This window comes from Pandoraea sputorum, from assembly GCF_000814845.2.
GTDB classification, from domain to species: domain Bacteria; phylum Pseudomonadota; class Gammaproteobacteria; order Burkholderiales; family Burkholderiaceae; genus Pandoraea; species Pandoraea sputorum.
Genome location: NZ_CP010431.2, coordinates 3,181,361 through 3,195,143, shown reverse-complemented (window position 1 = coordinate 3,195,143; position 13,783 = coordinate 3,181,361). Strand labels below are relative to the sequence as shown.

General features: G+C 62.3%; 13 protein-coding genes and 3 tRNA genes. 6 read left to right on the top strand and 10 right to left on the bottom strand.

From position 1 onward, the window contains the following. Positions 1-5: 5 nt before the first annotated feature. The gene (locus NA29_RS14050) at positions 6-275 is read right to left on the bottom strand and encodes a ubiquitin family protein (protein WP_039398978.1); all 270 of its coding nucleotides are present in this window, start codon (positions 273-275) and stop codon (positions 6-8) included. Positions 276-690: 415 nt separating this feature from the next. Here NA29_RS14050 and NA29_RS14045 point away from each other — a divergent pair, with 415 nt between their 5' ends. Then, positions 691-1,089: a hypothetical protein gene (locus tag NA29_RS14045; protein ID WP_150660664.1), complete on the top strand. Its 399-nt coding sequence runs from the start codon at positions 691-693 to the stop codon at positions 1,087-1,089. Positions 1,090-1,168: 79 nt separating this feature from the next. Here the strand turns inward: NA29_RS14045 and NA29_RS14040 are convergent, their stop codons facing one another. The 9 genes from NA29_RS14040 to NA29_RS14000 form a co-directional block, all read right to left on the bottom strand. After that, positions 1,169-1,357: a glycine zipper 2TM domain-containing protein gene (locus NA29_RS14040; RefSeq protein WP_039398973.1), complete on the bottom strand. Its 189-nt coding sequence runs from the start codon at positions 1,355-1,357 to the stop codon at positions 1,169-1,171. Between the two features lie 220 nt (positions 1,358-1,577). Then, positions 1,578-1,653 (bottom strand) — tRNA-Lys (locus tag NA29_RS14035). A gap of 54 nt (positions 1,654-1,707) precedes the next feature. Then, a tRNA-Lys gene (locus NA29_RS14030) sits at positions 1,708-1,783 on the bottom strand. Between the two features lie 58 nt (positions 1,784-1,841). After that, a tRNA-Lys gene (locus NA29_RS14025) sits at positions 1,842-1,917 on the bottom strand. A 72-nt stretch (positions 1,918-1,989) separates the two neighbouring features. Further along, complete coding sequence (locus NA29_RS14020) at positions 1,990-2,175, bottom strand: hypothetical protein (RefSeq protein ID WP_039398971.1); 186 nt, start codon at positions 2,173-2,175, stop codon at positions 1,990-1,992. Positions 2,176-2,389: 214 nt separating this feature from the next. Next, positions 2,390-2,629 carry a hypothetical protein gene (locus tag NA29_RS14015; protein WP_039398969.1) on the bottom strand — a complete coding sequence of 80 codons (240 nt, stop codon included), beginning with the start codon at positions 2,627-2,629 and terminating at the stop codon, positions 2,390-2,392. 397 nt (positions 2,630-3,026) lie between these two features. Then, positions 3,027-3,371 (bottom strand): DUF4148 domain-containing protein, encoded by a 345-nt coding sequence (locus NA29_RS14010; protein ID WP_039398967.1) that lies wholly within the window; start codon positions 3,369-3,371, stop codon positions 3,027-3,029. A gap of 294 nt (positions 3,372-3,665) precedes the next feature. Beyond that, positions 3,666-4,283 (bottom strand): LysE family translocator, encoded by a 618-nt coding sequence (locus NA29_RS14005; RefSeq protein ID WP_039398964.1) that lies wholly within the window; start codon positions 4,281-4,283, stop codon positions 3,666-3,668. A gap of 129 nt (positions 4,284-4,412) precedes the next feature. Continuing rightward, a complete protein-coding gene (locus tag NA29_RS14000; RefSeq protein WP_039398962.1) occupies positions 4,413-4,880 on the bottom strand; it encodes a rhodanese-like domain-containing protein in 468 nt (155 codons plus the stop codon). A 471-nt stretch (positions 4,881-5,351) separates the two neighbouring features. Between NA29_RS14000 and glnA the strand changes: the two genes are divergently transcribed. The 5 genes from glnA to NA29_RS13975 all read left to right on the top strand — a co-directional run bounded on the left by glnA (position 5,352) and on the right by NA29_RS13975 (position 13,761). Next, a complete protein-coding gene (glnA, locus tag NA29_RS13995) occupies positions 5,352-6,767 on the top strand; it encodes a type I glutamate--ammonia ligase (protein ID WP_039398960.1) in 1,416 nt (471 codons plus the stop codon). 176 nt (positions 6,768-6,943) lie between these two features. Further along, complete coding sequence (gene glnL / locus NA29_RS13990) at positions 6,944-8,164, top strand: nitrogen regulation protein NR(II) (protein WP_224786939.1); 1,221 nt, start codon at positions 6,944-6,946, stop codon at positions 8,162-8,164. A gap of 62 nt (positions 8,165-8,226) precedes the next feature. Continuing rightward, entirely contained in the window at positions 8,227-9,804 is a 1,578-nt protein-coding gene (gene ntrC, locus NA29_RS13985) for a nitrogen regulation protein NR(I) (protein ID WP_039398958.1), read from the top strand. A 55-nt stretch (positions 9,805-9,859) separates the two neighbouring features. After that, positions 9,860-10,750: a dTDP-4-dehydrorhamnose reductase gene (gene rfbD / locus NA29_RS13980; protein WP_039398956.1), complete on the top strand. Its 891-nt coding sequence runs from the start codon at positions 9,860-9,862 to the stop codon at positions 10,748-10,750. A gap of 128 nt (positions 10,751-10,878) precedes the next feature. Next, positions 10,879-13,761 (top strand): pentapeptide repeat-containing protein, encoded by a 2,883-nt coding sequence (locus NA29_RS13975; protein WP_167370898.1) that lies wholly within the window; start codon positions 10,879-10,881, stop codon positions 13,759-13,761. Positions 13,762-13,783 lie beyond the last annotated feature (22 nt).

Genomic DNA, 13,783 nt, shown 5'->3' with positions numbered 1-13,783 from the left:
CCTCCTCATCCGCCCGACAGCGCCTGCGCGACGTAGACGCTGCTCGCGCCGGTCAGTGCATCGCCCAGGGTGCGGCGATCGCGAATCAGTCGTCCGTCCACAAAGACTGCGACGTGCGCGCGCAACCGTCCCTGATCGTTGAACAGATAGCCACGCAGGGCGGGGGTTTGCGCCACGCATTGCGCCAGCACTTCTTGCACGTTCGCGCCGTCGACGCGTTGCTCGTCGACGGGCACGTGACGCTGTATTGCGGGCGCAAAAGTGACGGTCGCCATGTTGGGCTTGTGCGTGTTTTGCGAGTAGTGGCTCGCTTGTGCTTGTGCGTTGTCTTGATGCCGACAAACGTTCGAAAGGTTTGCGTGCGAGGCTGTCCGCCTTCGATAGTTCGACTTTCAGTGTAGACAATGAGGATCATCTGCGGCGGGAGCCTTCCAAATTCGTCGCACGAGTGTTGCGTGTGCGCCGCGCTATGTATGTCGGGAAATAACGCATGTTGCGGACGAGCGCGACATGCGGGGCGCGATTTGGTGTCCTTCGCATGACGGCCGACGAGTTTCGAGGCGCGTGAAGCGTGATCGTAGGGTGCGGCATCGCATATCGGACACTCCCCAACCCCATTCACCCCATTATGTTTCACCATTATCGGAGTGCCCGCGAGCGCGGTGCCGTAACCGAAACCAGGAGGACACAATGGCGAGAGCGAAAGGAAAGGACATCGGGATAGGACGTTGGTCGGATAACGCGGCCCGGCGTCAATGGCGTTTGCACAAGGAGGGAGAGCCGTCGGCCAAAGAAGATCCGACGGTACGGCGTCCGCCCGAATTGGCGAAGTGCGAGGGATATTTCGTTTGGAGCGTGAGACAGGCGGCCTTCATCGGTCGCGACGACAACGCTCGCGACACTTGTGAAGCGCGCGATTCGCGGGGCCTGCTCAAAGGCGGCGTGCGTCACTATGCGCCCTGCACGGCGCATGCAAAGCGCTATGGCAGCGTGGTGCAGGCGAGGGCGGCGGGAGATGCACTGGTGGGCGACGTACTGATCATGTACGGCTACGCCGCCAACGGCCCGCTATACATCGTGGGGCGGTGACGGCGTAGCCGATCCGGTGCTCGGACCGGGGTGGAAGGGGCGGTGAATTGATTCGGCGGGTTGCTTCGAATTCTTCGAGTTACTTGCCGAGTTCGTGGCCGATTACGCCACCGACGACGGCACCGCCGATGGTCCCGGCGGTGCTGCCGCCGGTGGCTTCGTGACCGATGACGCCGCCTGCCGCTGCGCCACCCAGCGTGCACCCGATGATGGATGAACCCATCGCAAGCGCGGTGATGACAACGAGAATCGACTTGGCCAATTTCATGATGCGTCTCCTGTAGCGAGTGCCGGGCGCGCATCGCGCGGCAGCATGATCTCAGCTTAGTGCGCGGGTGTTTTGTGCACTATCGGCAGCGACTGAATTGGCTGTAGGAATTGGATGACATGGTGCGCGCTTCTTAAGGGCGCCACCATGCATGATGAAGTTTCGCGAGGAAACGAAAAAGGGTCTGCATGCGCAGACCCTTTTTCGTTACATCAATACTTGGTGGGGCGTGAGTGACTCGAACACTCGACCTACGGATTAAGAGTCCGCTGCTCTACCAACTGAGCTAACGCCCCGGTGCTACCGGGAACAAAAAAGGCTGCAAGCGTCGCAGCCTTCCTGTAATGCTTTGGTGGGGCGTGAGTGACTCGAACACTCGACCTACGGATTAAGAGTCCGCTGCTCTACCAACTGAGCTAACGCCCCGATGCTACCGGGAATAAAAAAGGCTGCACGGCATCGCAGCCTTTTTTAAAAATTCGTTTGGTGGGGCGTGAGTGACTCGAACACTCGACCTACGGATTAAGAGTCCGCTGCTCTACCAACTGAGCTAACGCCCCAACGAGACCGAGATAATATCGGCTCTTCCGCATGGGGTCAACCCTTAATGGTGAAAATCCGCAAAAAAGGTCTCAGGCGAGAAGCGGAACCATCTCGAACGCCAGCACCGCGAGCACTGCGCCCACGACCACGAGCAGCGATCGCCAGCACATTCGAACAGTCCCTTTGCACGGCATTGCGCCGACAACGATCGCGCCGAATACTGCGATCGCAAACATGCAGACCAGTTGGGCATTGGAAAGGTGGGGCGCGATCATTTTGGATCTCCCTGTCGCCACCAGGCGATGCTCGAGTTAAGTCGCGTCTCAAGTATAGAAAACGGCTTCCCTCAAGCAAAGCGGCGCGACAACCGGGGTTTCCCCAGTGGCCGCGCCGAGCTTTCCGTACAGGTCTGCGATCCGTTCGAATCAGCGGCAAGCGTTGCTCAGCCGGTGCGTCGAACGTATGCATGCCCCTCAGGGGACGTCTTCGTTATTCCGGAAGATCCAGGATCAGGATGATCGTCCAGGCGTCTTCACCTTCGTGGTGGTACTGACGTTCCACCACAACGAACGGTTGCTTCTTGTCGCCCTTGCCGAGGAACATCACGTCACCTTCCTGCGGCAGGCATTCGAGCGGCGGCAACCCGAGCGGGGTGTCCTTGGGAACGAGTCGTTCGGCCTTCTTCGCTGCGCGCTCGGTCCACTCGATATCTAGTTGGATGTCACTCACCGGATGATCCTGTCTATGCAAATTGAAACGGCTGCATGGTAGCACGCAGCCTGCGCAGTCCACCGCCGTCCACCAACGTCGCCATGAAAAAAGCCCGCGCTCCAGGGCGGGAGCGCGGGCGAAAGTCCCATGCGATGACGGGGAACGCATGGCGACAGGAGATGCGCCCGTGCGAAGCCGTGTGTGACTGCCGGGCCAGAGGGGAAGCACTGGACCGACGCACCACGAATAGCCCGGCAAAACGTCGTTGGGCGGGGGCGCGCGCCTGTCGGCGGGACTAAGACGCAATGGGGTGATGCAATAAGTTGACGCAACGCAGGCTGAAGATGCCGTTCGGTCTGCGTGCGTCAGTCACGCTGCCCGAGGGAGGCAGCATGACGAGGGCCGGTTCGGTTGCTTACGGATTCGAGTACTTCATCTCGCCGTTCTGGCGTGCACGCACGAGTTCGTCGTAGACCTGCGCGCGCGTCTTGCCCGGCACGTTGGCGTTATTCATCGTGTTGAACGCCGGGTAGTCGTAGTCGTTCTGCGGAATCAAGCCCTTGGCGCGCGCGTCGACCAGTTCCTCGCGCACCTGTGCGCGGGTGAGCTGTGACGTTTGCGGCACCCAGCCGAACGGTGAGCCGTCGGGGTAAGCGTCGCTCGACAGATGCGATTGCGCGAAAGCGGAACCTGCTGCGGTGGCCATGGTGGCCGAGATCAGTGCGGATGCAATGACTTTGCGGTTGAGGATGCGATTCATGACGTTAATTCCTGTTCTTCTGTGTAGCGGGGGCTCGCAATGCATCGGTACCGAGAGACTGTTAGTACGACGCGGTATGCGTTGTGCGCGACCGGTGAAGCCAGTCTATGCCTCCGGCTATCACGGAAAAACGGCAATTAAGCGAATGAATCATTACGCGAACCGCAACAATGCGATACGCGTTCTCACTCGATGAGACGCGCTCCGTGGCGCGGCATCAATGAAAAACGCCACCCGAAGGTGGCGTTCCTGATGTAGAGCTGCGGCGGCGATGCGGAAGTATTTAGGATGCGCTCAGCGCGTGGCGATGGCTACGGCCGCACCGGCCATCACGGTGCCTGTCGCGCGATTCAGGCGCTTCACGGCGCGTGCCGAGCTGAGCAGTCGCCGCGCGCGGGACGCCAGCGCGATATAACTGCCGAACACAATGGCAAGCACCGTCAGTGTGACGCCGACGACTTCGATATAACCGAGCGCTGTCACGCGTTGCAGATCGAGCAAGTTGGGCAGCAATGCGAAATAGAACACGACGACCTTAGGGTTGCCCATCGTGACCGACAGACCGCCCAGAAACAGACGCCAGGACTTCTCGCGCGGTGCGGCGGCCAATGGCTCCGTGGGCGCAATGGCCGGAGCGTGCCACATCTTCCAGGCGAGATAGAGAAGGTAAGCAGCGCCCGCGTACTTGATCGCGAGGAACACGCCGGAGAACGTATGTGCCAGTGCAGCTACACCGAGTACGGCGAGTGTGAGCCACACGACATCGCCAATCGCGACGCCAGCAGTGAAGGCAATCGCGCCTTGCGTGCCACGACCGAGGACGCGCGCGACGATGGCCGCAATCCCGGGGCCGGGTGTGCCCGCGCCCACGAACAGGGCGAGCGCGAAAGTCAGCAAGTGAGTCCAGTCCATCTCGGCGTCTCCCCGCGTTGATGTGTTTCGGTGTTCGTCGATACGTCGTTGGTGCGCAGTCGATGCCGTCCGGTTACCGGTCGCGATCGTGGCCTTGCGGCCGTGCCAGTCAATCCGGTGTCTCGGATGTTATGCGCCGAGCCAGGGCAGGCCGCGGAAGCACCAGCCGCTCACATTCTTGCGGTGACCGTTGCCGTCCTTGTCGCCTTCGAAGCCTTCGAGGATGTCGAACGCTTGCGTGAAGCCGGCTTCGTAAGCGACCTTTGCGGCTGCCTTCGAGCGGGCGGCGCTGCGGCACAGGAACAGCAGCGGCGTTGTCTTGTCCGTTGTCTGCGACGTCAATTGTTCGAGGAAGTGTTCATTGGGCACACCACCGGGATAGCGCACCCATTCGACGTTGGCGTACTGCCCATCCGGCACCTGCGGGCGGCCGACCCAATCGAGTTCAGCGCGCGTACGCACGTCGATCAGACGAACGTTGGCATCGGCGTTGAGCAATGCCAGCGCTTCTTCCGGCGTGACTGCGCCTGCGTAGGCGAGCTGACCCGTGGCGCGACGCTGCGTTGCTTGATCGAGAATGGCTTTTGCGCTTGTCATATTGCTGTGATCTCGTTGGTCGATGGTTGTCCTTCATTCTAGCGTGCGGCAGACGCAAAGATGCGCTTTAAGTGACATCCAGCGGCATTGGGAGTCGTCTGGATATTTTGCGGACCAAATGCAGCGCGCCCGACGACGGTGCAGTATGACGCACAACTTCGGGTCAGTGACGCGGCACGTTGGCACTCAAAAGGTGCATAATCGTGAAATGCACCAATTTAGTGATGTTTTGACGCATGGCGCACCAAAACGGAGAATTAAAGCCCGCTAGCGGGAATTCGGCACTGGACGCACCAGCATCGAATATTTCCTTAGAAATCAGTGGGCGAGGGTGAGGCACGACAGTGAAGTGATGCGCTGGCACGCTTCCTGCTTATCACTGACGAATCCGAACACGGAGTTCGTTAAGAGGGTGCGGCGACGCGGGCGATGAGCGCCAGCAGCGCCAGATTGAATCTTTCGGGAGATAGCATGAGCAAATCTGTGGCAGATGTGATGAACCTGGTTAAGGAAGAAGACGTCAAGTTCGTCGACTTCCGCTTTACGGACACGCGCGGCAAAGAGCAACACGTCTCGGTGCCCGTGTCGCACTTCGACGCCGACAAGTTCGAGAGCGGTCACGCTTTCGACGGTTCGTCGATCGCTGGCTGGAAGGGCATCGAAGCCTCGGACATGCTGCTGGTGCCGGACGCCAACACCGCTTACATCGACCCGTTCTACGAAGAAAACACGCTGGTCCTGACCTGCGACGTGATCGAGCCGGCCGATGGCAAGGGCTACGACCGCGATCCGCGCTCCATCGCCAAGCGCGCTGAAGCCTACCTGAAGAGCACGGGCCTGGGCGACACCGCCTTCTTCGGTCCGGAGCCGGAATTCTTCATTTTCGACTCGGTCCAGTGGAACACGGACATGTCGGGCACCTTCGTGAAGATCAACTCCGAAGAAGCGCCGTGGTCCTCGTCGAAGGACTTCGACGGCGGCAACACCGGCCATCGTCCGGGCACGAAGGGCGGCTACTTCCCGGTCGCACCGGTCGACACGTTCCAGGACATGCGCTCGGAAATGTGCCTGTTGCTCGAACAACTCGGCGTGCCGGTTGAAGTGCACCACCACGAAGTGGCTGGCCAGGGCCAGAACGAAATCGGCACGAAGTTCTCGACGCTGGTCGAGCGCGCCGACTGGACGCAGATCCTGAAGTACGTCGTGCACAACGTGGCACACAGCTACGGCAAGACGGCCACGTTCATGCCGAAGCCGATCGTTGGCGACAACGGTTCGGGCATGCACATCCACCAGTCGGTCTGGAAGGACGGTCAGAACCTGTTCGCAGGCAACGGCTACGGCGGTCTGTCGGAATTCGCGCTGTACTACATCGGCGGCATCATCAAGCACGCCCGTGCCCTGAACGCGATCACGAACCCGTCGACGAACTCGTACAAGCGTCTCGTGCCGCACTTCGAAGCCCCGGTGAAGCTGGCCTACTCGGCCCGTAACCGTTCGGCATCGATCCGTATTCCGTACGTTGCCAACCCGAAGGGCCGCCGCATCGAAGCGCGCTTCCCGGACCCGATGGCCAACCCGTACCTGGCCTTCTCGGCCATGCTGATGGCCGGTCTGGATGGCGTGCAGAACAAGATCCACCCGGGCGAAGCTGCCGACAAGAACCTGTACGACCTGCCGCCGGAAGAGGACGCAAAGATCCCGACCGTGTGCTCGAGCCTCGAACAGGCGCTGGAATACCTGAACGAAGACCGCGAGTTCCTGACCCGTGGCGGTGTGTTCACCGACGGCATGCTCGATTCGTACATCGCGCTGAAGACGGACGAAGCTCGCCGTGTGGCCATGACCACGCACCCGCTCGAGTTCGAACTGTACTACTCGCTGTAATCGGGTCGCTGCGCAGCAATGCGCCGGCATGACGGAACGCCTGCGGCCGACCGTCATGCTCGACAAGCACGGGGGATGGCCGCGGCCGTCCCCCTTTTTTATCCGCAGCGCGCGCCATGCATCGCCAATGTGCATCGCGCCAGCGGCCTGCCACGAACCTAACGCCTAGATCCTTGATGAAAAGTGTCCGCGCTGGTGAGAAAGGGCAGACGAAGCGGGCCTCGCATTCCGCTGATGCCGCCGAAGTTGCTGCCGAATTGACGGCTGACGCCGCAGGCATTCCCGCGCCCCTGTCTGCGGTGCATGCCTTGGTCGACCCGTGGGAAGTGAAGCTTGCCGCGACCGGCATTCTGCCCGGGCTGGAAGCGTTGCCGACTGTGCTGCTGGTGCTGGAAAAGCACTCGTTGCGCGTGGTCTTCGCAAACCCGGCCGCCGAGGCGTTACTGGCTTTGTCGCGTCGCTCGCTTTCGCAGATGACGTGGAACGATGTGTTCACGAACGGCGAAGTGCTGTCGTCGACGATGACAGAGCTCATCGCGAATCACTTCCAGACCACGCGCCTCGATCTGGTGCTGGAACGCACCGCGCAGGAGCCGTTGCACACACACGCGATTGTGGCCGCCCCCGAGGCAGCGCCCGATTTCGTGATCGTCGAGCTGATCGAGAACGAGCAGAAGCTCAAGAACGAGCGCGAAGAGCGGATCATCGATCAGGCGTTGATGAACAAGCAGCTCATCCGCAACCTGGCGCACGAAATCAAGAACCCGCTCGGCGGCATTCGCGGTGCGGCACAGTTGCTGGAGTTCGAGCTCGATCAGCGCGAATTGCGCGAATACACGCAGGTGATCATTAAGGAGTCCGACAGACTTCAGACGCTGGTGGATCGCTTGCTGGAGCCGCATCGCCATCCGTATATCGCGACGGACGTGAACATCCACGAAGTCTGCGAGCGTGTGCGTTCGGTGGTACTCGCCGAATTCCCGCAAGGCTTGTCGATCGAGCGGGACTACGACGTCAGCCTGCCCGATTTTCGGGGCGACAAAGAGCAACTCATTCAAGCGCTACTCAATATCGTGCGCAACGGTGCCGAGGCGCTGCGCGAGCAGATCGCGCGCGGCGATGCACGCATCGTATTGCGCACGCGAGTGGCGCGAAAGATCACGATTGCCAAGCGGTTGCACAAGCTGGCATTGGAATTGCATGTGATCGACAACGGGCCAGGCATACCTGCCGACATTCGCGATCGCATCTTCTATCCGCTCGTCTCCGGGCGAGAGGGTGGAAGCGGTCTGGGACTCACACTGGCGCAATCGTTCGTTCAGCGCCACGACGGTCTGATCGAATGCGAAAGCCGGCCCGGACGGACGGATTTCCGAATCCTGCTGCCCCTGGGCTGATGCGGCCCTCACGCCGTCGGCCGTAACACCTGCGGCCGGGCATAGACGTTACACGGTGAACAATGAAGCCGATCTGGATAGTAGACGACGACCAATCCATCCGATGGGTGCTGGAAAAGGCACTCTCGCGAGCTAATCTGCCGGTGCGCAGCTTCACCGGCCCGCGCGAAGCCAGCGCCGCGCTCGAACACGATTCGCCGCAAGTGCTGGTGTCGGACATCCGCATGGCGGGCGGTTCCGGCCTCGAATTGCTGCAAATGGTCAAGCAACGGCATCCCGGTCTGCCCGTCATCATCATGACGGCGTTCTCGGATCTGGATAGCGCCGTCGCCGCGTTTCAGGGCGGTGCGTTCGAGTATCTGGCCAAGCCGTTCGACGTGGATCGCGCGGTTGAACTGATTCTGCGCGCCGTCGAGGAAAGCCTGCGCGAAGCGACGGACGACGAACGCATTACCGAAGAGCCCGAGATTCTCGGACAGGCGAGTGCGATGCAGGACGTGTTCCGCGCTATCGGCCGTCTGTCGCATTCGAGCGCGACGGTGCTCATCACGGGCGAATCGGGCTCGGGCAAGGAACTGGTCGCACGCGCATTGCATCGACATTCGCCGCGCGCTTCGGGGCCGTTCATTGCGCTCAACACGGCGGCCATTCCGAAAGATTTGCTCGAATCCGAGCTGTTCGGTCACGAGCGCGGGGCGTTCACCGGGGCGCAGGCAACGCGTCGCGGACGCTTCGAGCAAGCGGAGAGCGGCACGCTGTTTCTCGATGAAATCGGCGATATGCCGCTGGATTTGCAGACGCGTCTGTTGCGGGTACTCTCTGACGGCAACTACTACCGTGTTGGCGGCCACAGCCCGATCAAGGCGAACGTTCGCGTGATCGCGGCCACCCACCAGAATCTGGAAGATCGCGTGCGTCAGGGGCTGTTCCGCGAGGACTTGTATCACCGGCTGAACGTGATCCGGCTGCGCTTGCCTTCGTTGCGCGAGCGTAGCGAAGATATTCCGCTGCTGGTGCGTCACTTTCTGCAGAAGAGCGCACGCGAACTGGGTGTCGAAACCAAACGCATCAGCGAGGCGGCGCTTACGCATCTGACGCGTTTCCCGTTCCCGGGCAACGTGCGTCAGTTGGAAAATCTCAGCAACTGGCTGACGGTGATGGCACCGGCGCAGACAGTAGAGATCAAGGATTTGCCGCCGGAATTCCAGACGACGACCGCGCCCGCTGCGGTGGTAAGCGGTATGCCTGCGTACGCGAACGGTGCGTCGCATGGCGGCGCCGTGACGCCAGGTGGCGCTGACCCGACACAGGGCGCGGCGGGATATGGCAACGTGAGTGCGGTGCCGTCGGTGCCAGTGAGTGGCATGGGCGGTAGTGCAGGCGAGACGGCGGGCATGCCGGGCATGCCTGGTGCACAGGGCGTGGAGAGTTGGGAGCCGATCCTGCGCCGCGAAGTCGCGCGATTGTTGCGTTCGGCCTCGCCGGACGTGATGGACCAACTCACACGCCGCTTCGAGACTGCGCTGATCAACGAAGCGCTGGACTTCACGCGCGGGCGCAAGGTCGAAGCCGCAAGCCGTCTGGGGATCGGGCGCAACACGATCACGCGCAAGATACAGGAGCTCGGGCTGGAAACCTGAAGCGAAACCGGGTAGGCTCCCTTGTTTCCTCATATCGCGACAAGGGAGCCGTATCATGGCAAGACGCATCCTGTTGACGGGCGCTACCGGACAGGTGGGCTGGGAATTGGCACGTTGCCTGCAAGGCATGGGAGACGTGCACGCCCCCGGACGCAGCGAAATGGATTTGCTGGACACCGACAGCGTGGTGCGGACCGTGCGCGACTTCGCGCCCGACCTGATCATCAATCCGGCCGCATACACGGCCGTCGACCGTGCCGAGACGGAAGAAGCGGCAGCCTATCAGGTGAATGCCGTGGTGCCCGGCATCATGGCGGAAGAGGCGAAGCGTTTAGGTGCGCTCGTCGTTCACTACTCCACCGACTATGTATTCGACGGCACGTCATCCACGCCGTATCGTGAAGACGAACCGACCAATCCGCAAAACGCTTACGGGCGTACCAAGCTCGCCGGTGAAGCGGCTATTGCCGCCAGCGGCGCTAACCATCTGGTGTTGCGTACGAGTTGGGTGTACGGCTCGCGCGGTGCGAACTTTCTGCTGACGGTTCAGCGTCTGGCGCGCGAGCGCGACGAACTGCGTATCGTCGACGATCAGCACGGCGCGCCGACCTGGTGCCGCACGATTGCGGAACTCACCGCGCAGATGCTGGTGCAGGGATTGGGTGATGCAGACGAGGGCGGCATTGACGCCGACTTCTGGCGTGAGCGTGGCGGTCTCTACCATCTGACGGCCGCCGGTCAGACGACATGGCACGGTTTCACCGAAGCTATTCTCGATCTGACGGCCCCGGAAAAGCGTCCGAACGTTGTGCCGATTCCGACATCTGCTTATCCGTTGCCAGCCAAACGCCCTGCCTTTTCCGTGCTCGACAACGACAAGCTTGCGCGAAACTTTGGCGTTCGTGCGCCCGACTGGCGCGACGCCCTCAAACTCTGCCTCGCCTGAGGCACGACCGTCCCTCTCGGGGCTGTACGACTAATTCGGAAATTCCTTAGCGCGCAGCCCCGGGTTCTTTCGGCAACATGGTGGCTTTTTGCGCACGCGCCCCAGCGTGTGCCGAGGAGCGACGCATCATGTGGTCACAGTCCGCTGTCACTCGTGGCGAACACACGCAAGCAGGCGCTACGGCTTCGTCTCCTTCGGAACACGTCGAGGGGGGAGCCAACGGCAGCGATGGCTTGCCGTCTTCCTGTCCGGCATCGTCTAGCGAAGCGCCCCCCGAGGCACTGCGTTTCGCGATTCTGCGGGCCGATCCTGCTGAGCGTCGTGCGATCGCATCGCTGGTCTCATGGCTGACACACACACTTGCGCAGGCTGCACACCGGCGAGAGGGCTGCGGCAGCATCGAGCGCTTGTGTGTGCGCGCCGACGCAGCACGAGGCGACTTGCCCTTCGACAAAGCCGCGTTGACGCGGGTGTGGAACACACGCTATTCGCATCTTTTGCACGGCGCGCGTGCCGCAGGTGTCGCACGAGACATGGTGACGTGGTGTTCGTCGTCTCGCGACGATAGTTCACGCGCACCGCAGTGGCATTGGCTGCCCTCCGTGGACGCCGTCGCCTTTGACGCAGCGGCATTGGCCGATTGGCCGGTGCGCGAGTGGCCGCCCGACGTCCTGAGCATCGCGTTGGCGCTAACGAACCTACGAGACGGCGTGCTGCCGGATCTCTCGCTGCCGAACAGCGACCTGCGGGGCGTTCACGCACCGGGTGCACAGTTTTGCGGTGGCCAGTTCGATGGAACGGTCTGGTCGGGCGCACGGCTGCGTCGCGCCGGGTTCGCGTACGCCAATCAGGTATGTGCCAACTTCGAACGGGCGGATTTGCGTGAGGCATGTTTTCGCGCGGCGGTGCTGAGCGGTGCACGCGCGGTCGGGGCCGATCTTCGTGGCGCGGAATTTTTGCATACCGTAATGGACGGCACCGATCTGAGTGAAACGCGCTGTCAGCGGGTGACTTTCGAGAAGATGCGCCTCGATGACGCGACCTTTCATCGGGCGCGAATGGACGGGGCATGTTTCGCGAACGGCAGTGCGCAACGCGTGATGCTCATTGGCACTCGAGCGAGACGTTCGAGATGGACCTCGGTCACGATGTGCGATGGAAGGGCGTCCGGCGCGGACTTACGGGGTGCCGAATTTCGCCAATGCAACCTCGTGGCGTGGGATGCGCGAGGTGCGCAGCTCAATGGTGCGCTCTTCGAGTCGTGCGACATGCGTCGCGCGCGCTTTTGCGGTGCGAGTCTCAAGCGGGTGTGCATCGGGCGCGACTGCGATCTGGGCGCGACGCAATGGCAAGGTGCCCGACTCCGGCTGGATGAGGCTTGGTTACGCCAATTGACGCCATCCGAACTGGAGCCGGTGGTGCGGTCCTGGATGACCTTTCCTGTGGACCAACCGAACACGCGCGCAGACGTCTTCCTGCAATTGCTGAATGCGCTGCGTCATCGGTCTGCATTTTCGGCCAGCGCCGATACCCCTGACGGGATGGCGCCGCCTCTGCATCGCTTGCCTGAACACGTTCAGCGCAGCGACTGGCTCGGTCGTCTGCTGGTTGCGCCGGGGGAGGCGGGCGGTCTGTTGGATCATGAATGGTTCTCGACTTTGCGCGCGCAATGGCTGGCGCGCAAGCTCGACATGATGAGAGACGTGCGTCTGACGCGCGAAGAGGCTTCGTGGGCGACCGACGCGCTGACGGTCACGTTGCTCCGCTTGTGTCTGACGGGGTCTCCCGAGGCAGTCTGGGCACACGCTGGCGCGATCTGTCAGACGCTCTATTGGGCGGGGCAGGGACTGGGCGGTGTCAGCGATTCGCGCACGGCGGCCCTGCGCGCGGCGTGGTTTAACGCGCTGCCGGCGCAGGTGCACGTTGCGCTGTCGGCGGACGGTATCGACGCGCGGGATCCCGCCTACCTTGTGTGGATCCGGGCCGACGGCGAGGTGGCTGTGCGTCTGCCGAAAGCGTTGACGGCGGCCCTATGGGGATCGGCGGGTGCCAGCCAGCCGAAGGAAGGGGACGTGGGCTTCGCCGGGCACCCGCTCCCCGGCTGGCAATGGGCGGGTACATTGGGGGTCGTGCGCGACCGGCTGTTTCCCGGCGACTATGTGCCCGGGACCATGCGGCAACTTCAGGGGTTGCTGAGGGAGTTCGGGTGCCTCGCCGGTTTATGGCCGGTCGACCGACCGCTCGATGCGTTTGTCCGTCTGACTGGCCGGTGGCTAGGCGACGAGGGGGAGGTGCGCGCCAGCGCCGCGTGCCGGGGCGGATGGCCGCCTGCCGTCAGCCCGCTAGCCAGTGGGGTGAATGCGATGCCAACGGTGGTGCCGCTGTCGCAGCGCGCCGAATTGGGTTTGGCCAAGTTGAGTCCTGCAGAGCGCCTCGACGCCACCGTTTACACGTCCCGGTCACCTGCCCACGTGCGATTGCAGCCCGCAGGCCGCGCCGATATTGACGAAGTGTTTCGCGATCATCCTCTCTCGACGTCCGCCACCGATGTGACGTCGCGTCTCTCCCCGTTGCGCCGAGTTCGGCTCGTTTCCGTCGCTGCCGGTCTGGCCTGGCTGGCGACGCAACCGGAGTGGTATCTCTCGCTGTCGTCGATCGATGTGGACAATTCGAGCGCAGACGGCGCGCGCGTTGCCTGCTGCCGCTACGCACTCGCCGTGCTCAATGAGACGATGACCGGGGAGGCCATTTGGCGCGTGTTGCCGCAGGCGATAGCGCTACGAACCTGCCTGTCGGACGACACCGTCGTGTCGCGGCATCTGGCCGAGCGATTGACCCAATGGCTGACCTGTCCGGAGATCATGGCGCTTCCCGGGCTGGCGGACGCTTGTCGTCAGACGCTCCCATGGTTCTGGGCCATCCGACTCCCGCTTTCGGCCCACGTCATCACGGACGCGACCCGCGCCGGTGCCTCACCCCGGCAAGGCTCGGATAGCGTTGCGGTAGATTGAGGGGCGTTTTGCCTGATATTCC

Excerpts from the sequence above, each read along its gene's own strand:
- NA29_RS14050 (WP_039398978.1), bottom strand. The coding sequence starts at position 275 with ATGGCGACCGTCACTTTTGCGCCCGCAATACAGCGTCACGTGCCCGTC.
- NA29_RS14045 (WP_150660664.1), top strand. The coding sequence starts at position 691 with ATGGCGAGAGCGAAAGGAAAGGACATCGGGATAGGACGTTGGTCGGAT.
- NA29_RS14040 (WP_039398973.1), bottom strand. The coding sequence starts at position 1,357 with ATGAAATTGGCCAAGTCGATTCTCGTTGTCATCACCGCGCTTGCGATG.
- NA29_RS14020 (WP_039398971.1), bottom strand. The coding sequence starts at position 2,175 with ATGATCGCGCCCCACCTTTCCAATGCCCAACTGGTCTGCATGTTTGCG.
- NA29_RS14010 (WP_039398967.1), bottom strand. The coding sequence starts at position 3,371 with ATGAATCGCATCCTCAACCGCAAAGTCATTGCATCCGCACTGATCTCG.
- NA29_RS14005 (WP_039398964.1), bottom strand. The coding sequence starts at position 4,283 with ATGGACTGGACTCACTTGCTGACTTTCGCGCTCGCCCTGTTCGTGGGC.
- NA29_RS14000 (WP_039398962.1), bottom strand. The coding sequence starts at position 4,880 with ATGACAAGCGCAAAAGCCATTCTCGATCAAGCAACGCAGCGTCGCGCC.
- glnA (WP_039398960.1), top strand. The coding sequence starts at position 5,352 with ATGAGCAAATCTGTGGCAGATGTGATGAACCTGGTTAAGGAAGAAGAC.
- glnL (WP_224786939.1), top strand. The coding sequence starts at position 6,944 with ATGAAAAGTGTCCGCGCTGGTGAGAAAGGGCAGACGAAGCGGGCCTCG.
- ntrC (WP_039398958.1), top strand. The coding sequence starts at position 8,227 with ATGAAGCCGATCTGGATAGTAGACGACGACCAATCCATCCGATGGGTG.
- rfbD (WP_039398956.1), top strand. The coding sequence starts at position 9,860 with ATGGCAAGACGCATCCTGTTGACGGGCGCTACCGGACAGGTGGGCTGG.
- NA29_RS13975 (WP_167370898.1), top strand. The coding sequence starts at position 10,879 with ATGTGGTCACAGTCCGCTGTCACTCGTGGCGAACACACGCAAGCAGGC.